The sequence below is a fragment of the Pseudoflavonifractor sp. An44 genome (assembly GCF_002161675.1).
Lineage (GTDB): Bacteria > Bacillota > Clostridia > Oscillospirales > Oscillospiraceae > Enterenecus > Enterenecus faecium.
In genome coordinates this window covers 17,728-41,064 of the sequence record NZ_NFIH01000023.1, presented here as the reverse complement: position 1 = coordinate 41,064, position 23,337 = coordinate 17,728, and the positions used below count along the sequence as shown (strand labels likewise).

At 51.2% G+C, this 23,337-nt stretch carries 24 protein-coding genes and 3 pseudogenes; 10 read left to right on the top strand and 17 right to left on the bottom strand.

Going from position 1 to position 23,337, the window contains the following annotated elements:
- A pseudogene (locus B5F98_RS10350) lies at positions 1-501 on the bottom strand (DUF58 domain-containing protein); the annotation flags it as partial.
- Positions 502-504: 3 nt separating this feature from the next.
- Entirely contained in the window at positions 505-1,446 is a 942-nt protein-coding gene (locus B5F98_RS10345) for a MoxR family ATPase (RefSeq protein ID WP_087372246.1), read from the bottom strand.
- Positions 1,447-1,697: 251 nt separating this feature from the next.
- Between B5F98_RS10345 and B5F98_RS10340 the strand changes: the two genes are divergently transcribed.
- The 5 genes and pseudogenes from B5F98_RS10340 to B5F98_RS10320 all read left to right on the top strand — a co-directional run bounded on the left by B5F98_RS10340 (position 1,698) and on the right by B5F98_RS10320 (position 5,992).
- A complete protein-coding gene (locus B5F98_RS10340; protein ID WP_087372243.1) occupies positions 1,698-2,156 on the top strand; it encodes a sigma-70 family RNA polymerase sigma factor in 459 nt (152 codons plus the stop codon).
- A complete protein-coding gene (locus tag B5F98_RS10335; RefSeq protein ID WP_087372239.1) occupies positions 2,149-2,862 on the top strand; it encodes a hypothetical protein in 714 nt (237 codons plus the stop codon). The genes B5F98_RS10340 and B5F98_RS10335 overlap by 8 nt, the downstream gene beginning before the upstream one ends.
- A pseudogene (locus tag B5F98_RS10330) lies at positions 2,853-3,485 on the top strand (ABC transporter ATP-binding protein); the annotation flags it as partial. The gene B5F98_RS10335 and the pseudogene B5F98_RS10330, both read left to right, overlap by 10 nt.
- A 71-nt stretch (positions 3,486-3,556) precedes the next feature.
- Positions 3,557-4,801 (top strand): hypothetical protein, encoded by a 1,245-nt coding sequence (locus B5F98_RS10325; RefSeq protein ID WP_087372233.1) that lies wholly within the window; start codon positions 3,557-3,559, stop codon positions 4,799-4,801.
- A 9-nt stretch (positions 4,802-4,810) separates the two neighbouring features.
- Complete coding sequence (locus B5F98_RS10320; protein ID WP_087372230.1) at positions 4,811-5,992, top strand: hypothetical protein; 1,182 nt, start codon at positions 4,811-4,813, stop codon at positions 5,990-5,992.
- A 55-nt stretch (positions 5,993-6,047) separates the two neighbouring features.
- Here B5F98_RS10320 and B5F98_RS10315 read toward each other — a convergent pair whose 3' ends face one another.
- Positions 6,048-6,959 carry a helix-turn-helix transcriptional regulator gene (locus B5F98_RS10315; RefSeq protein WP_087372227.1) on the bottom strand — a complete coding sequence of 304 codons (912 nt, stop codon included), beginning with the start codon at positions 6,957-6,959 and terminating at the stop codon, positions 6,048-6,050.
- A 173-nt stretch (positions 6,960-7,132) separates the two neighbouring features.
- Between B5F98_RS10315 and B5F98_RS10310 the strand changes: the two genes are divergently transcribed.
- The 3 genes from B5F98_RS10310 (at position 7,133) to B5F98_RS10300 (ending at position 9,913) form a co-directional block, all read left to right on the top strand.
- Positions 7,133-8,083, top strand: coding sequence for a DUF3658 domain-containing protein (locus B5F98_RS10310; protein WP_087372224.1), 951 nt, complete (start codon positions 7,133-7,135; stop codon positions 8,081-8,083).
- 121 nt (positions 8,084-8,204) lie between these two features.
- Positions 8,205-8,732 (top strand): GNAT family protein, encoded by a 528-nt coding sequence (locus B5F98_RS10305; RefSeq protein ID WP_087372221.1) that lies wholly within the window; start codon positions 8,205-8,207, stop codon positions 8,730-8,732.
- Positions 8,733-8,983: 251 nt separating this feature from the next.
- A complete protein-coding gene (locus B5F98_RS10300) occupies positions 8,984-9,913 on the top strand; it encodes a GNAT family N-acetyltransferase (protein WP_087372217.1) in 930 nt (309 codons plus the stop codon).
- 340 nt (positions 9,914-10,253) lie between these two features.
- Here B5F98_RS10300 and B5F98_RS10295 read toward each other — a convergent pair whose 3' ends face one another.
- The 5 genes from B5F98_RS10295 to B5F98_RS10275 form a co-directional block, all read right to left on the bottom strand.
- The gene (locus B5F98_RS10295; RefSeq protein ID WP_087372214.1) at positions 10,254-10,895 is read right to left on the bottom strand and encodes an ABC-2 transporter permease; all 642 of its coding nucleotides are present in this window, start codon (positions 10,893-10,895) and stop codon (positions 10,254-10,256) included.
- Entirely contained in the window at positions 10,876-11,637 is a 762-nt protein-coding gene (locus B5F98_RS10290; protein WP_087372211.1) for an ABC transporter ATP-binding protein, read from the bottom strand. The genes B5F98_RS10295 and B5F98_RS10290 overlap by 20 nt, the downstream gene beginning before the upstream one ends.
- Complete coding sequence (locus B5F98_RS10285; protein WP_087372208.1) at positions 11,637-12,116, bottom strand: helix-turn-helix domain-containing protein; 480 nt, start codon at positions 12,114-12,116, stop codon at positions 11,637-11,639. Before B5F98_RS10285 ends, B5F98_RS10290 begins: the two co-directional genes overlap by 1 nt.
- Positions 12,117-12,680: 564 nt before the next feature.
- Positions 12,681-12,911, bottom strand: a complete 231-nt coding sequence (locus B5F98_RS10280) for a hypothetical protein (protein WP_087233527.1) — start codon at positions 12,909-12,911, stop codon at positions 12,681-12,683.
- Between the two features lie 2 nt (positions 12,912-12,913).
- Positions 12,914-13,438 carry a hypothetical protein gene (locus B5F98_RS10275; protein ID WP_087372205.1) on the bottom strand — a complete coding sequence of 175 codons (525 nt, stop codon included), beginning with the start codon at positions 13,436-13,438 and terminating at the stop codon, positions 12,914-12,916.
- Positions 13,439-13,503: 65 nt separating this feature from the next.
- On the opposite strand from B5F98_RS10275, the pseudogene B5F98_RS10270 reads away from it, so the two are divergent.
- Positions 13,504-13,803 (top strand): annotated as a pseudogene (locus B5F98_RS10270) (site-specific integrase); the annotation flags it as partial.
- A gap of 138 nt (positions 13,804-13,941) precedes the next feature.
- Here B5F98_RS10270 and B5F98_RS10265 read toward each other — a convergent pair.
- From B5F98_RS10265 to B5F98_RS10250, 4 genes are all read right to left on the bottom strand, one after another.
- The gene (locus B5F98_RS10265) at positions 13,942-14,415 is read right to left on the bottom strand and encodes a hypothetical protein (RefSeq protein WP_087233533.1); all 474 of its coding nucleotides are present in this window, start codon (positions 14,413-14,415) and stop codon (positions 13,942-13,944) included.
- A gap of 520 nt (positions 14,416-14,935) precedes the next feature.
- A complete protein-coding gene (locus tag B5F98_RS10260) occupies positions 14,936-15,268 on the bottom strand; it encodes a HepT-like ribonuclease domain-containing protein (protein WP_087233536.1) in 333 nt (110 codons plus the stop codon).
- Positions 15,265-15,567 (bottom strand): nucleotidyltransferase domain-containing protein, encoded by a 303-nt coding sequence (locus tag B5F98_RS10255; protein WP_242961654.1) that lies wholly within the window; start codon positions 15,565-15,567, stop codon positions 15,265-15,267. Before B5F98_RS10255 ends, B5F98_RS10260 begins: the two co-directional genes overlap by 4 nt.
- A gap of 71 nt (positions 15,568-15,638) precedes the next feature.
- A complete protein-coding gene (locus B5F98_RS10250; RefSeq protein ID WP_087372202.1) occupies positions 15,639-15,845 on the bottom strand; it encodes a hypothetical protein in 207 nt (68 codons plus the stop codon).
- Between the two features lie 204 nt (positions 15,846-16,049).
- On the opposite strand from B5F98_RS10250, the gene B5F98_RS10245 reads away from it, so the two are divergent.
- On the top strand, positions 16,050-16,484 hold the full coding sequence (locus tag B5F98_RS10245; protein ID WP_242961653.1) for a tyrosine-type recombinase/integrase: 435 nt from the start codon (positions 16,050-16,052) through the stop codon (positions 16,482-16,484).
- Between the two features lie 139 nt (positions 16,485-16,623).
- On the opposite strand, the gene B5F98_RS10240 is transcribed toward B5F98_RS10245, so the two are convergent.
- From B5F98_RS10240 to B5F98_RS10220, 5 genes are all read right to left on the bottom strand, one after another.
- On the bottom strand, positions 16,624-18,156 hold the full coding sequence (locus tag B5F98_RS10240; RefSeq protein WP_087372199.1) for a recombinase family protein: 1,533 nt from the start codon (positions 18,154-18,156) through the stop codon (positions 16,624-16,626).
- The gene (locus B5F98_RS10235) at positions 18,153-19,790 is read right to left on the bottom strand and encodes a recombinase family protein (protein WP_087372196.1); all 1,638 of its coding nucleotides are present in this window, start codon (positions 19,788-19,790) and stop codon (positions 18,153-18,155) included. Before B5F98_RS10235 ends, B5F98_RS10240 begins: the two co-directional genes overlap by 4 nt.
- Position 19,791: 1 nt before the next feature.
- The gene (locus B5F98_RS10230) at positions 19,792-21,411 is read right to left on the bottom strand and encodes a recombinase family protein (protein WP_087372193.1); all 1,620 of its coding nucleotides are present in this window, start codon (positions 21,409-21,411) and stop codon (positions 19,792-19,794) included.
- Between the two features lie 143 nt (positions 21,412-21,554).
- Positions 21,555-21,785 carry a DUF6870 family protein gene (locus tag B5F98_RS10225; protein WP_004052581.1) on the bottom strand — a complete coding sequence of 77 codons (231 nt, stop codon included), beginning with the start codon at positions 21,783-21,785 and terminating at the stop codon, positions 21,555-21,557.
- 627 nt (positions 21,786-22,412) lie between these two features.
- A complete protein-coding gene (locus tag B5F98_RS10220) occupies positions 22,413-22,856 on the bottom strand; it encodes a sigma-70 family RNA polymerase sigma factor (RefSeq protein WP_087372190.1) in 444 nt (147 codons plus the stop codon).
- Positions 22,857-23,337 lie beyond the last annotated feature (481 nt).

Sequence of the window (23,337 nt, the reverse complement as noted above, 5' to 3'; positions counted from 1 at the left end):
GTCCTCGGTGGGGGCAGGCTGGGGGAGGACCAGGGCGTGGACGAGAGCGGGAGTGGAGACGGGAAAGGCGAAGAGGCCCAGCAAATCCAGGGCCCTCACCCGGTGGAGCTGGCAGGTGAGCTGGCCGCAGTGGGAGGTGTCCATGGGCAGCGTGCGCACCATCCCCCTGGACAGGCCGGAGGTTTTCAGCCGCTGCCGCTGCCGGTCCCCGGTGAGGCGGTTTTCCAAGGTCACGACCATGGTCAGCCGAGCCACCGGGAGGAAGGAGCGGGTGTGGGCGGCAATCTGCCACTGGCCGCTCTCCCCCTGCACCAGTTGAGACGCCGAGGGGGTGAGCTCCAGGTGTACCCCGATGACCCCCCGCAGGCTGAGAGCCAGGGAGAGGAGGGGGAGGGCAATGACGCAGATCAGGAGAAACTGGGCCAGATAGCCGTTGTAGAAGATTTGAAGGGCCAGGGCGGCCAGCAGGGCCACCCCGTAGACGATGCGCCGGCCGACCATGGCTTATCTCAGCCGGGGGGCTTTGACCCCCTGCATCAGCCGGGCCATCAGCTCCTTTTGGGCCTGGGGGGTCTCCGCCGCCCGGGGGGCGAAGATGAGGCGGTGGGCAATGACGTCGTAGAACATGGACTGCACGTCCTCAGGGACCACGTAGTCCCGGTCCGAGGCCAGAGCCAGGGCCTGGCTGATGTGGGTCAGGGCCAGGGTGGCACGGGGGCTGGCCCCCTGGAGAATCTGGGGGTCCCGGCGGGTGGCCTCAATGAGCTCCAGCAGATAGCTGAGCACGTCGTCGGACACGTGGACCTGGTCCACCGCCCGGCGCAGCCCGGCCAGTCCGGTGTGGTCCACCGCCTGCTCCACCTGGTCCAGGGGATTGCCACCCTGGCGGTCCCGCACCATGGCAAACTCCGCCTGACGGGAGGGGTAGCCCAGGGAGAGACGGATGGTAAAGCGGTCCAGCTGGGAGTCGGGGAGGGGCTGGGTTCCGGCGGCGCCCACGGGGTTCTGGGTGGCGATGACCACAAAGGGCTGGGGAATGGGGCGGGACACCCCGTCCACCGTCACCTGGCCCTCCTCCATGGCCTCCAGCAGAGCCGACTGGGTGCGGCTGGTGGCCCGGTTGAGCTCGTCGGCCAAAAACAGGTTGCACATCAGGGCTCCGGCGTGGTACTCAAAGCCCCGGCGCTCCTGGTTGTATACAGAAAATCCGGTGAGGTCGGAGGGCATCACATCCGGGGTGAACTGCACCCGCTGACAGCGCAGGCCCAGGGCCTTGGAAAAGGCCAGGGCCATGGTGGTCTTGCCCACGCCGGGGATGTCTTCCAGCAAAATGTGGCCCCGGGCCAAAATGGACAGCAGGACCCGGGCTAACACCTGGTCTTTGCCCCGTACTGCCTTGCGTACTTGGGCGAGAATGCTGCGAATGGCCACCTGTTCGGTGTGCATAGGATGGTCCCCTTTCTCGTGTGTATTGTATTATAAATTTGAGAGATGTCTCCCAGTGTTGGAAGTCTGTTCACTGTAAGAATACACCACGGGGCGGGGAGCGTCAATGGAATTTGGGGGAATGGGGCCTTTGTGGAAACCGTCTGTTTCATTCTGCCATTTTATTCTATAATGGGACAGAATTATTTTTATCCCCCGCACATTTCACCTGCCTCCACCGTTATATCAAATGAAAGGGGTGAGCCGCTGGCATGGATTTGGAAGAGCGATATGACAAGCTGTATCGGTACTGCTATATGAAGACCCGCCACCCCCAGACCGCAGAGGACATCACCCAAGAGACCTTTCTGCGCTTTCTCCGCACCCACAATGTGGGGGAGATGGAGCGGCACACCGCCTACCTCTACACCATTGCCCGCAACCTCTGCGTGGACTTCTACCGAGCCAGACAGGAGTTGCCCCTGGACCAGGTGCCCCCGCCGGTCCAGGACCAGGAGGAGGCCCACACCCTGCGCATTGCTCTGGAGCAGGTTCTGGACCAATTGCCGGAGGAGGACCGAGAGCTCATCTTCCTGCGGTATACCAACCAGCTTCCCGTGGGAAAAATCGCCGACCTTCTGGGGGTGTCCCGCTTTGCGGTGTATCGGCGGGAAAAACAGATTTTGAAACAGCTGCGCAGTCAGCTGGATGGGAGGGAGTTTTATGCGTGACAAACCATGGAAGCAGGGGCTGCAACAGGTCTATCTGCCCCCTGCGGCCCGAAAAAAACAGGAGTTTTTAAAGCAGTTCCAGCAGCCGGAGCTGTCCAGCTTCCGGTTTTTGGTCACCCAGGGGGCGTATCTTCGCCCCTGGAGCTGGCTGGTATCGGTGGGCATCTTGGTCTTCGCCCTGCTCATCACCCAAAACAATAACCCCCAGGAGGTCTGGCGGGTGTCTGCCTTGCTGCCCTTTGCGGCGCTGGCCACCGTCACCGAACTCAGCCGCTCCGCCCGCTATCACATGGAGGAATTGGAGATGTCCGCCCGGTTCTCTCTGAAAACGCTTCTGATGGCCCGGCTGACCCTGTTGGGGCTGGGAAATTTGGTGCTGCTGGCGGTGCTCTTGCCCCTGGTGGCGGGATGGAGTCAGCTTCCTTTGGCCCAGACGGGGTGTATGCTCCTGTGCCCCTACTGCCTCACGTCTCTCATTTGCCTGGTGCTCTCCCGTCGGTTTCGGGGCAGCGAGGTGGTGTTTCTGTGCGCCGTGGCAGCGGCAGCGGTGAGCGGGCTGTGCTATCTGTGGCAGAGTGCATGGCCGGTCTTGGAGACGGGAAATCACCCGGTGACTTTGGCGGGATTTACCCTTGTTCTGCTGGGTTTGATGATTTGGGAGTATGGAAAGTATCTATTTTGTGGGGAGGAATTGGTATGGAATTGAACATGGACCGAATTACCAAGCAGTACGGCGCTAAAATTGCTGTAGACCGCATCAGCCTCACCCTCAAGCCGGGGGTCACCGGGCTGCTGGGAGCCAACGGGGCGGGCAAAACCACCCTGATGCGGATGATCTGCGGCATTCTGCGGCCCACCAGCGGTACCATCTCCCTGGACGGCCTGGATGTGTCCACCGAGGCCTACCGGGCTGTCCTGGGCTATCTGCCCCAGGACTTCGGCTACTACCCCAGCTTTACCGGGCTGGATTTTCTCCTCTACATGGCGGCGTTGAAAGGGATGGAGCGCAGCCGTGCCCGGCAACGCAGCCTGGAGCTGCTGGAAGTGGTGGGGCTGGCGGACGTGGGGCGCAAGAAAATCCGGACCTACTCCGGGGGCATGAAGCAGCGGTTGGGCATTGCCCAGGCCCTCTTAAACCAGCCCAAGCTCCTCATTTTGGACGAGCCCACCGCCGGGCTGGACCCCAAGGAGCGGGTGCGCTTCCGCACCCTTATCCAGGAGCAGGGAGAGGGGAGCATCGTGCTCCTCTCCACCCACATCGTCTCGGATGTGGAACACATCGCAGATCGGATTCTGATGGTCCGGGACGGTCAGCTCATCTACGACGGGGAGGCCCACGACACCCCCCAGGACCTGGAAGGCTTTTATCTCAGGCAGTTTGAAGGGGGAGGGATGTGAGCATGTTTGGAACACTCTACCGCTATGAACTGAAAAAAATCCTCACAAGACCCTATATACTCCTCCTTCTGGTGCTGATGGTGGGGGTCACCCTCTTTCTCAACGTGAAACCTCTTCTGGCGCAGGAGGAGGTGGCGTATGCGGAAGAGGACGGGACCCTGGTCTTTGACACTGTCTCCCGCTATGAGGCCATCCAGCTGGAGCGCCGTTTTTCCAAGGAGGACGCCGGGTGCCTGCTGGACAATGAGGCGGCTCTGGAAATGCGGGAGCTAAATGAATACTACCTGGAAAAAACCATTTGGCCAGTGAGTTTTCTTCTATTAAACCGCTTTCTGGTGCAGGACGCAATTAGCGTAACATTTCTCAATCCCATGGGGGACTGGACGGATCAGATGGCGGATAAGACCTACGAAGCCATAGCGTACTGGCAGGAGGAGCAATACCAAAACCAACGCCTCACCCAGAAGGAAATCGACTACTGGGAGACGGAGCGGGCTGGAATCACCACCCCCTATACCCTGGACTATGCCAAGGGGTACAGCGGGATCTTGAGCATGGCCCAATGGCTCAACCTCATGGTGCTGCCCTTTGTGTTTGTCTGCCTGTGCGGCAGCTTTTCCGACGACCACGTGTACAAGACCTGGCCCATCCTCACCAGCAGCAAACACGGGCGGAAGTCCCTGGTACTGGCCCGGCTGGTGGCGGGGGAGACTCTGGCCGGCGGTGCCCTTTTGTTGCTGTTTGCCGTCACCGCCGCCATCCAGTTTTTTGTCCATGGAGCCCAGGGGGCGGGGGTGCCCATTCAGCTGCTGGAGGTGGAGAACCTGCGCCCGGGATTTGGAGAAACCCGGTTGTGTGCCAGCAGTCGGGTCATGACAGCGGGCCAGGGGGTACTGGTCACCGTGGGCGTGAGCCTGCTCATCCTCCTGTTTGCGGGAGCTCTGGCCATGCTCCTGTCCAAGCTCTTTCGCCGGGCCATTCCCGCCCTGGCACTGCCTCTGGGGCTTATGCTGCTCTCCCTGATGTTTGGTCCATCGTACTATAGCCGGATGCAGGTTCAGATTTGGAGCTATTTTCCCACTCGCCGTATCAGCGAAGAGTTTCTTCTGGATGAGCGGCTGGTTTCCCTGGGGGGCATACAGCTGGAGAGCATCACCGTGTCGGCTTGGCTCTATGGCCTGCTGGCCATCCTCTGCCTGGTCTGGTGCTTCTGGCTGTACCGACGGCACGTGGTGGAACAGGAATGAGGTGGCGGTATGAAGGAATTTGGTACCCTGTACATCTTTGAACTGAAAAAGATTTTGGGGCAGCGGCTGGTGCTGGTGTCCCTGCTGCTGGGGGCAGCCATGATATTCGGCTGGAATCTGCTCACCTTCGCCTCCACCGGGTACTACTTCAACGTCTATGATGCCGGGGACCGTACAGTGGAACGGCAGATTGGAAACTATGGAGCAGTGGAGGCCATGGGCCGGGATTACCTGCGAGGGTTGTCCGGGCGGCTGCTGGATGACCCGCTCATGGAGCAGCTGGCGGCGGAATACGCAGACAGTGACACCGGGACAATTCTGAGTAATTTGGGTGGCTACTCGCCCTTTTCCTATCTCAACACCATGCTGGGCCAGGAGGTCACGGCTCAGAGATTTTACCGGGACAAGGTGCGCCGCTTTGAGGTCAACCAGGAGGAGTGCCTTTTGACCGACCAAGAGATGGCCTATTGGCAGGGAAAGGCCAGCAGCCTGGGGCTCTTTACCTTGGACTACGCCGGAGGCTGGCAGGCCATGGCCCGGGATTCCGGCCTGCTGTGCCAGGTGGCGGTGCTGCTGTCTGCCATGTGTCTGTGCCGCCTCTTCTCAGAGGAGCACCGCACTCGCACCGACCAGCTGGTGTTGACCAGCGCCAAAGGGAAAACCACCGCCTTCTGGGCCCGCTGGGCGGCGGGGTGCAGCTTTGCCGCTGGGCTGACATTGGTCTTGTCCGGGGTGTACATCCTGGTCTACGGTGGGTTTTACGGGCTGGATGGCTTTTCCACCGCTCTCCGGTTGTGGAGCCTGGGAACGCTGCCCCTGCACCTGTCCATGGGCGGATTTGTGCTGGTGCTGCTGGCCCTTCTGGTGCTGGGGGGCATGGCCATGGGTGGATTGGTGATGCTGATCTCGGAGCTGCTGCGCTCGGCGGTGCTGGCCCTGGCGGTGCCCTTTCTCCTGTCTGGAATCACCGTGTTGGGGCTGTTTCAGGGCCAGGGACGCCTGGTGCAGCAGGTGACCAGCTACCTGCCCTTCTCCCGCATCAGCACGGCCACCCTGTACGACTACTTCCTCGTACCCCCCTTCCAGCTCAACGCCATTGAGTTCAGCGTTCCGCTGTATGTCCTGCTGGCCCTTCTCTTTGGAGGCCTGTGCTGGCAGTGCTATCGGAAGTATCAGGTCACCGGGCGATAGGAGCGTAGAACCTGCACTCCAATCAGTTTAAGACGTTACAAAAGGCACTTCATTCTCAGAAATGAAGTGCCTTTCGCAACAAATCTTTGGCCGGGTGATGGAGATACTGACATAATAACAGCCCCTGGTGATAGGCATACCCGTCAATGGCCTGTTCGATTTTTGAGTTTTTGCCCAGATATAGCGTCAAAGGCCTGTTGGATTGGATGTTTTGTAGGTTTTCAATTGTTGCGATGCTTTGTGTGTCCGATGGATCAAAAAGGTAAATCTCGATCTCCTCTTCCCATCCGTGCAGAGAGAACCCACAGCCTGCGGAAGCTCCGATATAGGACGGTTCTTTTTCTGATAACTGGTCGATCTTCAATCCGTGCTGTTGTAAGCGGCGGAAAAAACTTTGGATGGGGGAGGGAAGAATTTGAGAGGATAAGGAATCCAGTTGGCGAAGAATTGCGTTTTTTGAAGGGTACAGGTTGAAATCTGGGGTCAGCGCTCGCTGCGTGAAAGAAGAATAGGCGTTTAGTATTTGATACAAAACAATGGTGGAGACGTTGGTCGTGAGAACTTCCTGTAAATTCGTTCTAAAATAGTCAACGGTCCATTTCGGATAATCGTTCCAAGCTTGGACCAAAAACAAATTCAGCTTGTCATATTGCTCCTGTGACCAGCCATGCTCCATAACGATATACTCGATATTCTGATTGAGAACATTGCGGGGAACCGTTGTTTTTAGCAAGTGATTTAAGAGTTTTACTTGAAAGGACAGGTGTTCTACCGCGCCGTCTTCCAGCTCGTAGAGTGAGACCTGATAGAGCTGGGACAGCTTGATTAGATTTTCGGTGCAGGGCATTGCGGCACCAGTTTCCCATCGTGAGACCGCTTGTCGGCTCACTTGAAGATAGTCTGCGATATCCTCTTGAGAATAGTGAAAGTCAGATCTCAAAGCTCTCAATTTGTCTTTTAATTCCATAGAAGTATCCACCTTTCTCTCTTAGGATATATCGGTTGGACGGTCTTGTCCACCACCTGTTGTCAATGACTGGTTTACAAAACGCCCCAACACAAAAAGTCCTGACGGCGGCTGTTCTACGTGGTATAATGATGGAACATCAACACGAAAAAACGTGAAGGGGTTCTATTGATATGCTGGAAGTAGTCTTTAGCCGGAGTGCATATGGCAGCCGGAGAGTGGCGCAGAGCTATGGCGTGGGACCATATCGTAGCGGCACTGCTGTGGCGTTTGTGGAGGGCGACCAACTCACAGAGGAAGAACTCCATGCCGCACAGATGCAGGCGGAAGAACGGGCCCGTCGGGACTGGGAAAACGCCGTTTCTCTGGGAAGTGAGAGAAATGATATTTACTGTTTCGATCTGGCCCTCAGCGAGGGCGAGATCACGGAGACAGAACCGGGGGAGCAGAGACGTGCCACTTTGAAGAAGCTCGCCTCGGTCTGGCCCCGGGAAGACATGGAGCAAGAACTGGAGGAAGAGTTACAAAACGCCCGGCAGGATTTGGCTTCCGTCTTGGCCCGGTGTGCCGGGGGAGAGGACGTGCGGGTATGGTACAGCCATAATCCGGATGAAATGTGTGGCATGCACTGGCTGATGGCCCAACTGCACCCCTTGAAACAGCGGGGAACGGTCTGTTTGATCCAGATTCCAGCGTGGAACGACCAGGAGGACACCACGGTTCGCACGTATCAAGGCTGTGGAGAACTGGGGCCCGGCGAATGGGGAGCGTATCTCTCGTTGCAGCGGGAGGGGAAGCCTGCGCTGGTAGAGGCCTGTGCCCAGCGTTGGCGTGAACTTCAGAAGGAGAATGCACCTCTGCGGATTTACCTCAATGGCAGAGTTCAGAGTGCCCCGGAAGAGGTGTATGACAGCTATATTCTCAGAGAATTGAAGACCCAGGAGAGAGAATTTGTGGAAGCCAGGGTTATCGGCATGATTTTAGGCAAGTATCAGCTGGGGATTGGAGATGCCTGGATTGCCCAGCGAATCGAGCAATTTGTCAAAGAGGGGCTGTTTGAGGTCCTGACGCCTCCGGACCCGGATGGACCCACATATAGACGTACACTTCGCAAGAAAATGTGATAAAAATAGAGCGGTTGTATGGTGGAAGCAGCGAAAACAACTGGTTGGGTTGGACACAGAAGGCTCTAAATAATGGGTAAATCCAGACTTGTCGAAGCAAAAGAAAGGTTTATGAAAACATATGAAGAAAGAGATCAGGGGGAAACGGATTATTTTGCGGAAGCAAAGAGAAGAAAATGTGCCGTTTTATACCTATTGGTTCAATCAGCCGCAGGTTATGTTTCAATGTGGGTTTGAGAAGCCTACCACCGAGGAAGAGATGAAAACTTGCATTACCGTCAACCATAAATCCAAAGACTCGCTTTGGTTTACCATTACCGACCTGGACGGCAATCTGATTGGTGAGACTGGCCTGCTGCGCATGTTTCCGGCATGGCACCAGACGGACCTGACGATTATCATTCCCGATCCGGAGATGCAGCATAAAGGGTACGGGACGGAAGCCATTCGTATCATGCTTGATATGGCGTTCCATGAGTACGACATGCATCGTGTCTCCATCGGAGTCGTTGGATTGAATACCGATGCGCTGGAATTCTACAAGAAAATCGGATTCAAGCAGGAAGGGATTCTGGAAGAGGCGTATTACTACAACAATGAGTACAGCGATTTTGTTATGATGCGGATTCTCAGCCACGAATGGAAGTAAGGGCTGTCCGTAATTGGGAGCAGGATGGTGCTAGACCTTGTTGAGATTATAAATAGTATCGCTTGTAGCATGACCTTGGGAGATCCTTGACATAGAGTACGCATTTGACCTAAAATCAAACCAACGGTATTGACATCCCATGGGTGTTGAAATACAAATTCAGAATAGAAAGGGTGGTTTTTATGAAGATGAATCGTGTATGGAGGGTGCACGCTTCCTAACCCTCCGAATCATTTTTTGGAGGAGTACCCATGAAACATGAAATCACCATTGGAGAAGCAGTCACAGAAGTTGAGATTGCAGCCTTTTGGGAGCAACTTCGGGCCTATTACAGGCGGGATATATTCCCCAATCCAAGGGATACGGACCGAGAGTTTTTTCTGAGCCAGGAGCGCCAGGCACAGATGCAGCAAATCCATGACAGACCGCAGGACCCGTGCCATTATCTGTTCTTTTATAGAGATGGCCAGAACATTGGGGTTGCTTTGTCGGTCATCTTTACTTCTGAGGACGGCAAGTGCTTTATCCTGGATTTCTGTGTCTATCCTGAGTTCCGTGGAAATGGCACGGGAAGGGCGTGTGCCCAAGCGCTTCTAGCCTGGGCCAAAGCTCGCGGGGCACACTATGCCGAGCTCAACTGCGGCGGTGACCCGCGGCGGTTCCGATTTTGGGAGAGTGTGGGGTTTGTCACAAACGGTGTGGATGAATGGGGGGATGCCCTGATGCTGCTTCCCCCGAAAGAGGAGGTTCCCATTACCGTTGAGATTCTCACGGATCCAGAGGATTGGCAACTGAAAAAGCTGGAAAACGGATTTTTGAAGGAAATTGGCGAGCAGACACTGACGAAAGAAGAACAGGAGCAACTGGCTCAGGCGATTCAAGCTGGGAAAATCACGTTCTTTCTGGCAAGACGTGAGGACCGGGCAGTTGGAATGTGCAGCGTTGTCAAATGTTTTTCTACCTTTTCTTGTGCAGATGTGGGGGTATTGGATGACTTCTATGTGGAGCCGGCATTTCGCAAGAAAGGAATTGCTCGGCAGCTTACCCAAGCCGCACAGGTATGGAGTCGTGAGCAAGGCATGTCCAGCTTGACGGTTTGCTGTGCGCCTTGTGACGAGAAGATGTATCAATCCTTGGGCTTTGAAACCCAGCTAGGCACGACTTGGGCATATTTGAGATAAAGTAAAGAGGGGGCGCCAGACCAATACTTGGTCTGGTACCCCCCTCTTCACCTTCTGGATACCTACGCCCGCATCACCAGCGCAGCCCAGAGACAGGCGGCGCAGACGATGGGGAGTGTGCTGGCGGGGACAATTCTGACCTGATGGCTTCAGATTCCTGTATTGGTCAACCAAATATGCAAGATATATCAAAAGGTGTAGAATACAGAAATATCATGAAGATTTTGAGATCTTAAAGGTGATGTGGTTACATGGAGAGATTGAATTTTCGTTGGATACCTTGGTTCCGTCAGGGGAAATGTGATGATCCGCCTCGGACTTTTCGGCTGGTTTTACTATTTCACAAGTCGACTCTATGAAAGCGTTTTACAGAAATGTGGTATGCAAGTGATAGAGACACCGCATAGCAGATAATTCCCACAACCAAGATGGACAATTGCATTAGTAAGTGATCCGGTTGATAACTGTCCAACCAAGTGAACGCCGGTATATGGGCGACTGCTTCCACTACAATCATCAATGCTACCATAGGGACTGATGCAAATATAAAGGCTTTTCCTGCCTTGTAACCACTCTTATAAAACGTAGGAAAGAATATCAAGTCAAATACAGCATACACGATAAAACCCAGACCGTACCAGGCTAGTGTCGCATCCAACCCTACAGGATTGTTTTCAATGTTTAAAGCGTTGCGAAGGAAAGCGAATGGGATAGAAAATAGCAACTGGAATATCTGAATGGAAACGATCAGTAGGCACTTACCCAGAACACTTTCACGCTTTGTCACCGGGAGAATAGCCGTGTACCAGGCATCATTTGTTTCCCGTGCATGCAAAAATGTGATATAAGGAGCTAGGCAGCCAAACATAAAAATAACGCTGTAAGGATAAGCGGGGACAAGAACAAGGCATCCCAAAAAGGCAAACACAATGGAGGTCGGATGTGCAACAAGTCTAAGTTCTTTATACAGCAGCTTCGTCATCCCACTCACTCCTTTCCGTTCGCAGCATGATTTCCTCCAGAGTGAGTGGTCCCGTATCCTCTGGCGTTTTTAAATGTTCGAAAGAGCGCAGAAATGTGACTTTATCCGCACTTTTCAGTACGCGTCCACCCTGGATATAGGTGATGTCATCTGCGCATTTATCCAAGTCTGAAGTGATGTGCGTAGAAAACAAAATGGAGCAGTTCTCGTTTTTCACGATTTGGCGGAAAATATACAGCAGTTCTTCACGGGATACCGGATCAAGGCCAGATGTGGGTTCATCCAATATCAGCAACTCAGCATGGTGCGAAAGTGCCAGAGTAAGTAGATATTTTACTTTCATACCATTTGAAAGCTCTTTGAATTTCTTTCTTTCATCTAAAGCAAAACGCTTGATGTACTTCTGATACTGCTCCTGATCCCAGTCTGTGTAAAACTTTTGGGTGACAGCTGTAATGGAAGAAAGTTTCTTCAGTGGGTAAAAATCAATTCCACCAAACACAACGCCAATGCGCTGCTTACACTCTTTTTCGTACTGGTAAAAATCCTTTTCAAATATCTTTACGATCCCACTCTCCGGAGACACCATGTTGAGGATGGATTTTAAGGTTGTGCTTTTTCCAGCCCCATTTTTGCCGATTAAGCCCATAATGTGGTTGGGGGCAAGAGAAAAACTTACATGATCCAGAGTAAATCCAGGATAATGCTTGCAAAGGCCCTGGACACACAGCACAGCTTCCATCATTTTTTCTCCTTTTCATCGGGGACATCTGCCATATTCAAGGCGGTTTTAAATAACTGAGTAATGCCCAAGAAAAATTCCTCTTTCATCAGAGCAATGCCCGGATGATCTAGCGATTCATCTCCTAAAATGACCAGTCGATCTCCAGGCTTGATGTTGAACACATCTCTGGCCTGTTTGGGAAGTACGATCTGGCCACGCTCACCCACGCGGACGGTACCAAATATGTGTTTGCCTTTAGGCGGAATATTTAAACCGGTTTGTTCCTGGTTATGATGGATCAGATCGTTAAGTTCGACATTGTATAACTGAGCCAGTGCATCGCAGTTTATAATGTCCGGCACAGACTCGCCAGCTTCCCATTTTGCTACAGCCTGACGGGAAACGCCAATCTGCTCTGCTACATTTTCTTGGGAGTATTTATGAAGCTGCCGCAATGTGGTTAAATTGCGGGCGATATTACTTTTCTGCATTTTCATACTTTTCACACCTCCTGAGGCCATTATAACCTGGAGGTTGGGGAAGTTCCACCAACTACCGCAAACAAAAAATGTTATGCTGAGTTACGTAAGCCTGTATGGTCAATTTAATGCTTAGAAATAAAGGGGATATCTGTCAAGTCTGCGTGTGTACATGGCCACTTCTTAGTGTGCTTTCTGAAACTCTCCACCCCTAACCGCTCCAAACTCCCGTATGGGTCAGGGTTTGGGTCAAGCCCATTTGATAGGGGTTAAGCGGGGGAAAGAGGAAAAGACCCTCACAAATCCAACCCCTCGGGAAAGTCCTAAAATCCGAGAGAAATGAGTGAATAGTGAAGAGTGAATAGGGAAAAAGGAAATCCCAGATGCTTCCGCATCTGGGATTTATGGTTGCGGGGGCAGGATTTGAACCTACGACCTCCGGGTTATGAGCTGCGGATCGTTGATGCTTTTGGCCCCGTTGGATGCTTTTCAGCCCTGTTTGCTCGGAATGCGTATGCAGTTTGACCCTGCGTGTTTCATTGGCTCCATGTAGTCCAGACCCCATATGGGTCACGGTTGGGGTCAAGCGGAAACGGACTCGTCAAAGAAGCCTCGCACCGGCTGAGAGGAAAGCTCCCGTTTTGCCAGCTCTCGCTCATAGTTGACACGGGTGATCTCTTCAATAAATGCCTTTTGTGTGGGGGTGGCTGTGGGCCAAGAGACATTGAACTTTTTGCACATGGAGAAAAAAGTTCCGTACCATAGCCGGTCTTCCTCGCTCTCATGGGTGAAATACCACTTGGCGTTTTCCATATTCAGCCCTCCTCCAAGTAATCTGTAAAAATCATCTGTGCAGCCTCGTCACAGATCAAATATCTGGGTGCTGCATTGGTTTTCCGACTGGGCAAACGAACCGCACCAAAATCTCGCTCATAATGCTGTGCCAACTCCGGCGTCTTGGCATCCAGCGTGACATCGCCGTTAAATCCGGCATCCACGGATAACTTAATGCCATAGGCAATCAACGCCCGACCGATTCCTCCGTATTTCGGTGTCTCTACAAGGGTTCGATTGCTTTCCGCTTGGCTCTCCATGTAGACGACATGGACACCCATCGTTCCATTTCGAACTTCATAGGCCCCCAAAGCCACCAATTCCCCTTCTACTGTTTTGAACGCATACAGGTCAAAGCCGCTGGATGTGATGTAATGGCTGGTCCAGTCTGTCTGCCATTGGGGATCGGAGCATGAGACCTCCAGATCTTGCCGGGTGGCTTTTGCAGCAGTCACAAAAACTTTGGCTTTCTTTGTGTCCCAGATATAAAGTCTGAACTTGGCCACATTGCTCACCTCGTTTCTTGTAATCAGTATACCACGACAATGCCATGTTTACAACTTCAGTGGGCAATAGTCCCTGGGTGTTTCCGTCCCCCAATGGCGGTCCCATCTCCCCGGACAGTGTGCTGCATATGTTCCACCGAGTGCTGAAACGGGCAGGTCTGCCCAAGGTGCGGTTCCACGACTTGCGTCACACCTTCGCTACCCTGGTGCTGCAAAACGGGGTGGATGTGAAAACCGTGTCCGGGATGCTGGGCCACTTCTCGGCAGGATTCACCCTGGACACCTACGCCCACATCACAAGCGCAGCCCAGAGGCAGGCAGCACAGACGATGGGGAGTGTGCTGGCGGGGACGATTGAGACGTGAACACTTCATATTTCCTTGCAAGTCTTTGGACGAGGAAAATTCCAAAATATATAGCAGTTTCTCGTAAAATATGTTTGGGTAGGGTGCAGATCGTCACTAGACATGGAAACCCCTGCCCGAACATAGCAATGTAATTTCCTACTTATTTCCAAGCAGGGTGAGTTGCTGAGAAATTAGAAAAAACTCTCTGTCTCTGTCACTGTCAACGACATCTGGCGAGTACAGTGAAAGCGCTTTATGTCTTCCTCTAATGGTGTATTCAATGCTAATTTTGTCAATTTTAACTCCATATAATGAAATTTGTTCATAATGGGCATTAGAAACCGTGCTTTTATCTATCGTCTTTGTTCTTTTGTTAAATACAAAAACGATAGTTTCATCAAAGAAACATGCTTTTCCTGTATGAAAGATAAGGAAAGAAAAGGTTCCGTACACAGTTTTGAATAATATTGGTGCAAGAAAAGCCATAATGATGGCGGAAATGAGAATGAACAAGAATGGATTGATTGTGTCTCCCCAAAAGAAGTACTCAATAAAAGCTAAAATAAACCAAAGAGGAATTACCATGCATACTCGCAACGCTATATTTTGATGCTGAAACTCGATTTCCATCTCTGTGAGCACTTCCTTCTACTGCAAATTTTAATATAAACGAAATCTTAACATGTAACCACGACAATTTCTATACCAGAAAGAACATTTGGCGAGGGGTGACAGATCTTGTTGAGGCAGTCGAAGTGAAAACCTCCATATCTCCACCCCTAACCGCTCCAAACTCCCGTATGGGTCAGCGTTTGGGTCAAGCCAGTTTAGTGCCGTTTCGACACTACCAGGGGAGGGAAGCCATCACAAATCTAAACCACCGAAAAAGTCCTGAAATTCTGGTAAAGTTAGTGAATAGTGAAGAGTGAATAGAGAAAAAGGAAATCCCAGATGCGAAAGCATCTGGGATTTATGGTTGCGGGGGCAGGATTTGAACCTACGACCTCCGGGTTATGAGCTGCGGATCGTTGATGCTTTTGGCCCCGTTGGATGCTTTTCAGCCCTTTTTGCTTGGAATGTGTATGCTGTTTGACCCTGCGTGTTTCGTTGGCTCCACGCAGTCCAGACTCCGTATGGGTCAGGGTTTGGGTCAAAGCTGTTTCAGCTCCTCCAGGAACTTTGGAAGGACATCATAGATAATGGCGCAGATGACCGTCCAGTTGGTGTCCTCGTAGTGGTGAACCAGCCGATGCCTCAACCCGGCAATTTTCACCCACGGGATGGTGTTGTGTTCCTGTTTGAACTCAGCGGTCAGGTTGGCCACATGTTCCCCGATGTTGTACAGGGGAGTTGTCACCGCCCATTGGATGGGCTCCTCGTGAAAGATTCGTTCGGGGGTAATGTTTTCCCGGCTGATGTAGTTCAGCAATTTCTCGGTGGTTTCCTGAATCTTGGTGATTCGTTGCTCGTCACTGTACTTCATGCGATTTGCACGCCCTCCCCCATAATGGTGTCATAGAAGGTGGAATCGGGGTTGATTTCCCTAAGCTCAAACACATCAACGGGCTTGTTCAGTGTCATGTGTAGTTCCTCTGCAATGCACAGCACATCGGTAGGGTCGAAATTCTTACCACCAATAACGATCAAATCAATGTCCGAGGAAGCATCCGCCTCTTGTCGGGCGTAGGAGCCAAACAGGATGGCCCGCTCTGCATGATACTTTTTCAGCAAGGTCAATACCACCGCAGAAATCTCATTCAGGGAGTAAATTTGTTCAGACATAGCTGCATACCTCCTTTTGTGGTTGGTGTGCTTCTGAAAATATTATACCATGGGGGTTGTTAAAATAAAAGTTACTTCACTGGGGAGTGCTCCGTTTTCTGGGATATCACCAGCTCTCGTTCGTAGTTGACACGGGTGATCTCTTTAATGAATGCCTTTTGTGTGGGGGTGGCTGTGGGCCAGGAGACGTTGAACTTTTTGCACATGGAGAAAAAGATTCCATACCATAGCTGATCTGCTTCACTCTCATGGGTGAAATACCACTTGGCGTTTTCCATGTTCGGCCCTCCCTCCAGGCAATCTGTGCCGCCGGTTTTCTGAAACCAGTGTACCATGACAGTACCGTGTTTACAACTCAGGAGGCAGCGAAACTTTCCCGCCCCGTTCCTCTTGTGAGCCGATGTGTGGCCTCTTGATGAATGGGGGAGGGTAACTGCCCCAGCAGGGCCTCTCGAGGGGAAATGGGCCGATTTTCAGGGTAGATGGCAGTCGACGAAAGAAAAGCAGGAGAAAGGAGAGGGGGCGTAACCGCCCCCTCTCCGGCCACAAATGCCCGCAGTGCGGGCATTGATTTGGAACGGGGGGACCTCCGGGTACGGCGGCAAGTCTCCCGCATCAACGGGGAAGTGGTGGAAGCACCCCTGAAAACCAAAAACGCCTACCGCACTCTGCCCCTGGCAGAGGATACGGTAGGCGTTCTGAAAGAACAGAGAAAGAAAGTGGGCAATAGCCCCTGGGTGTTTCCCTCTCCCAGCGGTGGGCCCATCTCCCCGGACAGCGTGCTGCATATGCTCCATCGGGTGCTGAAACGGGCAGGATTGCCCAAGGTGCGGTTCCACGACTTGCGCCACCCTTATGTCAAGTCCACGACAAAAAAATATTTATTTTTTCTTGTCCCCACAATCCAGCTTTCTTGATAGGAATTTTGCCGCCTCCCGTTTCTGTTCGGCGGCAAAAAACGCATGAAGTCGCTCCTTTTCTTCCGGCAGCATACACCCAAAAGTTGTGCCGCCTTTTCTGCAATAAAACGCAATCCGCATAATCAATCCCTTTCCCTCATTTGTGAGTTGTCAAGCTGTCCCTTATCTTAAAGGCAATATCTACCCGTTTATCAGGATAAACATAAATCTTATCAATCAGAAGATCAACTAATTCCGACGTCAGCCCATCGCTTTCCGTCAGCATCCGGGAAATATCCATCTGCTGGCGCTGGTGCTGCCGTTCTTCCTGTTTGGCTTCAAGACGGGCCATGACAACCGCTTTGGTATTCTGTACTTCCAACAGTTTTTCACTGATCTGCTCTTTTTGATCCTTGTATTCCGGGAGCGGAATCCTGCCGGAAACAAGAGCTTCATACAGTTTCCGCTTTTCTTCCTGCAGTTCAAAAATCTGTCGGTCAAAGTCAGCTTGACGTAAAGCAACGGTATCTACCTTACGGAGATCCTCTAAGCTGTCAATACCGAAAGCTACCTGAAACTGTTTGCATAGCAATTCATATACAAGCTGATTCAGTTCTTTTTCCCGGATATGAATGTTATAGCAGTCAAGTGAAGGAATCGTGCTGGAAAAGCGACACCGGTAAGATGTCCCATTTGCCAGGTGCAGGGCATGTTTACAGCATCCGCAGATAACCTTCCCACGCAGGAGATAGTCGTGTTTTTTCCTATTTGGAATCTTAAAACGCTGAATAGAGGCATTGGCTTTTGAAAAGATTTCCTCATTCACCAGCGGTATATGATGGTCCGGTATTTTGATCCAGTCGCTTTCCGCTTTGCTCCGCATCTTGTGGCCGCCGATTTCTGTAACCTCTCTTTTGCCAATCACATAAGTGCCCATATATCGTTCGTCAGCAAGAATCCGAAGCACCGTAGAATTGCACCACATTCCGTGAGTTCTTGAAACATCGTGTGTCTTAATCCCTTTTCGGGCCTTATGCTCTCCGGGTGTGGGAATCTGCTGACGGGAAAGTTCCCGCGCAATATCGGTTGCGTTCATGCCATTTACGGCATACTCAAAAATTTTCTGTACTACTTCGGAAGTCTCCGGGTCCGGCACCATCCGTCCGTTTTCCCCTTTGCGATAACCGTAAGGGCAAATTTTACTTTGGTATTCGCCCCGCTGGAACTTCAGGTATTTGGCCGTTTTGGTCTTTACCGACATATCACGGCTATAATACTCACTGATTAAATACTTGAAGGCGACTTCCATACCTCCGGTATCACCTTTTAACTTTTGGGTGTCAAAATCATCATTGACAGAGATAAAGCGGGTATGAAACAGCGGAAATACCCGCTCGATAAAATAGCCGGTTTCCAAACTGTTGCGGCCAAACCGAGAAAAATCTTTTACCATGATACAGTCAATCCGATTGGCCCGTACCAGGTCAAGTAATTCCTGCACCGCAGGGCGCTCGAAGTTTGCCCCGCTGTACCCGTTATCTACAAACTCCATAAGTTCCGCATTGGCATATTCAGGCAGTTCAGAGGCATATTCCCGAAGGATGCTTCGCTGGCTGGAAATACTCATACTATCTGTTTTGGCGTCCTCCAAAGAAAGACGGATATAAAGAGCAATCATATACTTTTTCATTCTGCCGCCGCCTCCTTAAACGCCTCAAATTCCGTGCGGAATGTAAATTTTACATCTACCTGTTTATTCGGGTAGACCGTGATCCGCTCAATCAAACGCTCAATGAGGGCGGCAGTCAGGGAGCCTCCGGCCAAAAGTTCCTGCTCGTCTTTTTCCAGGTTCTTGCACTTTTCGGCCTGTTCCTGACGGACGGCAGACTGGTTTTCATAAAAGGAAAGCTCTTTTTGGGCCGCCTGCATCTGTTCTTCATAAGTCGCTTTCAAAACGAAATATTCTTCGCTGTCAATCGCTCCGTTCATCAGATTTTCATAAAGAGTTTGCAAAAACTCACGGCTTTGGTTAAGCTGTAACTTTGCCCGGTTGATTTTCTCACGGGTGGCAGCCTCCTTTTCCTGCTTTTGAATGTTGTCGTTCAGAAGCAGCGCATAATCCCCCAGGACGGCGGCTAATTCCCTTTTAAGAATGTCCAGAACCGTTGCGATCAGCTCGGTTTCGCTGATGGAAACACCAGAGCATTTATCTTTATGTACCCTGGTAGGGGTCAGGCAGTGGAAGCGATATGAACCATTGCATTGTTGGCGTTGCCGGTGCAGGCTTCTCCCGCAGTCTCCACAGAAAATCCGCCCCTTGAAAATATTGGGCGTATATGGAATAACCGGGTGCTTCTTGCTTTCCTCGGCCACTTCTGCCCGGTACTTCTGGACAGCATCAAAAATCTCTCTGGAAACAATAGGCTCATGGGTGCCAGTAACCACAATCAGGTTTTCCTCGCCTGCGGGCACCTGCCGGTGAAGAACGGTTTTGGTCCGCCCCTGCACCATGTCACCAGTATACTTATCTTCCTGCAAAATCTTAGAAACCGTCCAGGTCTGCCAGTAACCACGACCAGCCAATGCCTGATGGGTGATCTCTCCGGTCTGCATTTTATACTTTCCTGGGGAGGGATAGCCACCCTCATTAAGCAGCAATACAATCCGATTGAGAGGGACTTTTTCATAAGCCCACTGGAAAATCTGGCGTACCACAGGAGCCGCCACCGGATCAATAATCAATTTGTGACAGTCATCAGGGTCTTTCATATATCCAAATGGCGCCCTGCCACCCACATACTTGCCCTCTTTCATATCCTGACGGGCCTGGGCCTTTATCTTGCGTCCTATGTCCAGCGCATAGGCTTCGTTAATCATATTTTTCAGCGGAAGGATAATACCGCCGTGGAGATTATCAGGGTTTTCAGAGTCAAATTGATCCGTAACGCTGATGAACCGGACATTATGGGAAGGAAAATAACGCTCAATGTAATATCCCGTGTCAATGGCATTGCGTCCCAGGCGCGACAGATCCTTGACGATCACACAGCCTACTTTGCCGGATTCAATATCCGAAAGCATCCGCTGGAAGCCGTCACGGTTGAAATTCGTGCCTGTTGCTCCATTGTCGATATAGATGTCGTAAAGACGCAGTTCGGGCTTCCCAAATAGGAATTTTTCAAGAACCAGCTTTTGAGTTTCGATAGAATTTCCACGTTTATTGTTATCCTCCACAGACAGCCGGATATACAGCGCCGTACTGATAAACGGGGAAACAGGCATGGCCGCCTGCGCTGTATTATGCTTCCTGCTTTTTCTTGCCATTTCAGACCACCATCCTTTCCTGTACCGGCGTAATCAGGGCAAGTGCTTTTTCGTATTCGTCCTGATAATTAAATTGAATCTGCAATTCGTCTTTCCCCAGCACTGTGATAACCTGCACAAGCTGGATGATTGCCTTGCGGTCAAGTTCTTCCAGATCGGAAAAACGCTTAAAATTCTCAATCCAGCGATTCCTTTCACTCCGGTTTTCCATAACATCCGCCCGTTTTTCTTTAAGAGCGGCAATCGCCTGTTCAAGCTGGGTAATCCGGGCACTATAACTGCTTTTGTTATAAAGGAACTCCGACTTGTCCAGAAATCCGTTTACCATACTTTCATACAGTTTCATTTTATATTGACGAATCCTCTCCAACTGCTGCTCATTCTGGGCGATCTGCCGCGAATACTCTTTGATAAGCTCACGGTTGATACGGCTCTGGTCTATGCCGGATAAGATTTCATCCAGAGAGACTACATTGGCAATAAACCCTTTCAGGCTGTCCCGCACGCACTCCATCAGCTCATTTTCCTTTACCATGACCGGATGAGCGCACCCATTCTTCTTTCCGGTAGGACAATAGTAATAGTGATACTCTTTGTCTTTATAGCGGTTGGTTTTACGTACCATCCGGCTTCCGCAGCAGCCGCAGACCAGTATGCCGGAAAACAGATAGACTTTATCTTTTTGGGGAGATGTACGGGTGTCCAGGTTGCGAATCCTTTGTACCAGGTCAAAATCATTCCGATCAATAATGGCTTCGTGAGCATTTTCCACGCGAATCCACTCGGAGGAAGGGCGGCTCTCCATCTCTTTCAGCTTAAAGTGCTGTGAACCTTTTCGACCCTGGACCAGTGTGCCGGTATAGGTTTCATCCTGCAAAATCCGGGTGACGGTATTTGCCGACCACCGGCAATCCTTCCGGTCTGTATAGCCTTTCTTGGCATGGGGAAGGCCATAATACTTTTTATATGCCAGGGGAGAGAGTGTACCCAGCCGGTTCAGCTCATTAGCGATGGCGTAGGGGCTGAATCCTTCCAGGCGCATCCTGAAAATGCTCCGCACCACCTGGGCAGCATATTCGTCTACCACAAGAAGATTATGATTTTCTTCGGATTTACGATAGCCATAAACCGGGAAAGCTCCAACGAAATCACCGTTCTTGCGCTTTGTCTCCAGAGAACTTCTCGTCTTGATGGAAATATCCCGTGCGTAGGCTTCATTCATAATGTTCTTTACTGATACAGTCAGGTCATCGCCTGCGCTTTCATTAAGAGTATCAATATTGTCATTGATGGCAATAAACCTCACGCCATAGGCCGGAAAGACACGGCGCATATAGCGGCCAGTCTCAATATACTCTCGACCAAGACGGGAAAGGTCTTTGACAATGACGCAGTTGATCTTTCCTTCCATGATGTCATCCATCATTTCCTTAAAAGCCGGACGGTCAAAGATAACCCCGCTGTACCCATCGTCTACCTTTTCGGAAACCAGCTCGATTTCCGGGTGACGGCTCACGAAATCTTCGATCAGCTTTCGTTGATTGCCGACACTGTTGCTTTCATTTGATTTGTCATCCGTATAAGATAAGCGGATATATTTGGCAGCCTTATAAACCTGCATAGAAAAACACTCCTTTCATCACGGAAAAATCCCCGCAATTCAAGGAGTGCAGTCTGCTTATCGGTATTCAATTCCTTTTCCATGTTTATTATAACGCTCCATGCGGGAAAAATCAGCCCCCAAAATGAAAAAAACAGCAAATTTCAGCGAAGGATTCCGCGCAGACATTCCTCCAGGGTGGCACCTTCCTGGGAAAAACTTGCCCGGACAACAAATCTGCCGCATTTGAAATGATACGGGTCTCGGATCTGCCGAATAAACTCGGCAATCCTTTCTTCTCGCGGCAAATCCTTATTAACAGATACATCCCGGATGTCGGCAAGTTTATCTGCCTCCGGTGTTTGAATGACCGTATATGCCGGTGTGTGACTCATAACAGCAGCTCCTTTCCTTTCATACTGAATCATCAAAATCACATGAATAAGGCCGGTCACACTGAAAGAGCGGCCCGGCCTCATGGTATCTGATTTCGATTTTATAGGAATCCATGCCGCTGCTCAAAAATCAAAACAACGGCATGGATGTTTTTAGGTTACTGCCGTATTTGCCACGCCCCCCGGCAGGCCCTTTTCAGGGCCGGGGATGCCACAGGCTGCGGTCAGCTTTACCGCATCATAGCCCTGCTTATGCCGTCGCTTCGCCAGAGCTAACGAACACAGAAGGGACTCCCCCCAAGTCTTTGACGGGTCGTGAGAAAGTATCATTGTGCCCTGTATCGGTCATCGCGTCTGGCCTGCCACAGCCAGGTCAATGGATTGCGTAGATCGCTCGGACGGCTGGGCTTCACCACCTCCTTAAAGCCGTCTGTCATCGCGCCGCTCCATTTGCCGCTCGGAGTACAGGGAAAGTACCTATGGCACCGTATATTCAGTTGTCAAAGAACAAGCGAGGGATGTGGCAGTTATGACAGTATTTCAGTTGGGCGGGCCGGAACGTGTGTTACCGGCCACACCCATCAGGCTTGTCCCACCGAATATGTCCCTCTATTATTCATTTCATTTTCAGGCGTTTTTTTCGGGGTCTGACTCCATTTTTTTCAAAATTTTTTTCAGACGCCGAAGCCCTCTCTGGATTCCTTCATGCACAGAGCTGGCGCCGGAACCTTCGCTTTTTGCAATTTCCGATATACTCATGCCGAGAAGAAAATGAGAAGTGATCCGGTTCCGCTGTTTTTCAGGCAAGGAAGCAATCGCCTGGTATAGCCGATCATTTTCTTCTTTCTGCTCCAGAATATCAGCCGGTGTCAGAACCACTACCAGTGCATCGCGCTCCACATTGACATCGTAATCCAGAGAAAAGTATGCTTTGTGCCGGTATGTACGCAGAAAAGAAGCTGCCTCTGCTAATTTTAATTCATGGAGAAGGGCTGCCACTTCGTCCGGTACTTCAACAATAGTGTCCTGTGTATAAAACGGGTAATAATCCCGCAGATTGATTTCTTTCATGGTAATCCTCCAATTTCGATTTTTGAGTGGGTTGACGAGCAAATCGAAATCAGAGGGGCGGTGATCTACACCGCACAGGTCCGGCGTCAGGCTTGTCCTGCGCCTTATATGTAAAAAGGAGCGCCCACCGTACAACGGCAGGCTGCACCTGTCGTATTCTGCCAATTTCTGACAGAACAGTAGGGGAAATGCAAAATCCTGTCGAATGGAAAAACCCCGTAATCCAGTGCAGGATTACGGGGTTTGAGTATCTTCTACATGACCGGCTTTGTCGAGGCCGGTATTTGGACCTCGGCAGCATTTCCTATGCCTCCTTCTATGAAGGGGGACAGATAGCTTGAACCGTTTTCACCTCCTTCATTTTTGGGGCATTATATAGGGAGAAGTGCTATAATTCTTCCAGAAGTGTCATGGATTTACTGAATTTAATCAACAAAATACGACAAAATCAGGTGTTATTTACACAGTAACTAAAATACGA

Coding starts and splice junctions, on each gene's coding strand:
- B5F98_RS10345 (WP_087372246.1), bottom strand. CDS start 1,446: ATGCACACCGAACAGGTGGCCATTCGCAGCATTCTCGCCCAAGTACGC.
- B5F98_RS10340 (WP_087372243.1), top strand. CDS start 1,698: ATGGATTTGGAAGAGCGATATGACAAGCTGTATCGGTACTGCTATATG.
- B5F98_RS10335 (WP_087372239.1), top strand. CDS start 2,149: ATGCGTGACAAACCATGGAAGCAGGGGCTGCAACAGGTCTATCTGCCC.
- B5F98_RS10325 (WP_087372233.1), top strand. CDS start 3,557: ATGTTTGGAACACTCTACCGCTATGAACTGAAAAAAATCCTCACAAGA.
- B5F98_RS10320 (WP_087372230.1), top strand. CDS start 4,811: ATGAAGGAATTTGGTACCCTGTACATCTTTGAACTGAAAAAGATTTTG.
- B5F98_RS10315 (WP_087372227.1), bottom strand. CDS start 6,959: ATGGAATTAAAAGACAAATTGAGAGCTTTGAGATCTGACTTTCACTAT.
- B5F98_RS10310 (WP_087372224.1), top strand. CDS start 7,133: ATGCTGGAAGTAGTCTTTAGCCGGAGTGCATATGGCAGCCGGAGAGTG.
- B5F98_RS10305 (WP_087372221.1), top strand. CDS start 8,205: ATGAAGAAAGAGATCAGGGGGAAACGGATTATTTTGCGGAAGCAAAGA.
- B5F98_RS10300 (WP_087372217.1), top strand. CDS start 8,984: ATGAAACATGAAATCACCATTGGAGAAGCAGTCACAGAAGTTGAGATT.
- B5F98_RS10295 (WP_087372214.1), bottom strand. CDS start 10,895: ATGACGAAGCTGCTGTATAAAGAACTTAGACTTGTTGCACATCCGACC.
- B5F98_RS10290 (WP_087372211.1), bottom strand. CDS start 11,637: ATGGAAGCTGTGCTGTGTGTCCAGGGCCTTTGCAAGCATTATCCTGGA.
- B5F98_RS10285 (WP_087372208.1), bottom strand. CDS start 12,116: ATGAAAATGCAGAAAAGTAATATCGCCCGCAATTTAACCACATTGCGG.
- B5F98_RS10280 (WP_087233527.1), bottom strand. CDS start 12,911: ATGGAAAACGCCAAGTGGTATTTCACCCATGAGAGCGAGGAAGACCGG.
- B5F98_RS10265 (WP_087233533.1), bottom strand. CDS start 14,415: ATGGAAATCGAGTTTCAGCATCAAAATATAGCGTTGCGAGTATGCATG.
- B5F98_RS10260 (WP_087233536.1), bottom strand. CDS start 15,268: ATGAAGTACAGTGACGAGCAACGAATCACCAAGATTCAGGAAACCACC.
- B5F98_RS10255 (WP_242961654.1), bottom strand. CDS start 15,567: ATGTCTGAACAAATTTACTCCCTGAATGAGATTTCTGCGGTGGTATTG.
- B5F98_RS10250 (WP_087372202.1), bottom strand. CDS start 15,845: ATGGAAAACGCCAAGTGGTATTTCACCCATGAGAGTGAAGCAGATCAG.
- B5F98_RS10245 (WP_242961653.1), top strand. CDS start 16,050: ATGGCAGTCGACGAAAGAAAAGCAGGAGAAAGGAGAGGGGGCGTAACC.
- B5F98_RS10240 (WP_087372199.1), bottom strand. CDS start 18,156: ATGAAAAAGTATATGATTGCTCTTTATATCCGTCTTTCTTTGGAGGAC.
- B5F98_RS10235 (WP_087372196.1), bottom strand. CDS start 19,790: ATGGCAAGAAAAAGCAGGAAGCATAATACAGCGCAGGCGGCCATGCCT.
- B5F98_RS10230 (WP_087372193.1), bottom strand. CDS start 21,411: ATGCAGGTTTATAAGGCTGCCAAATATATCCGCTTATCTTATACGGAT.
- B5F98_RS10225 (WP_004052581.1), bottom strand. CDS start 21,785: ATGAGTCACACACCGGCATATACGGTCATTCAAACACCGGAGGCAGAT.
- B5F98_RS10220 (WP_087372190.1), bottom strand. CDS start 22,856: ATGAAAGAAATCAATCTGCGGGATTATTACCCGTTTTATACACAGGAC.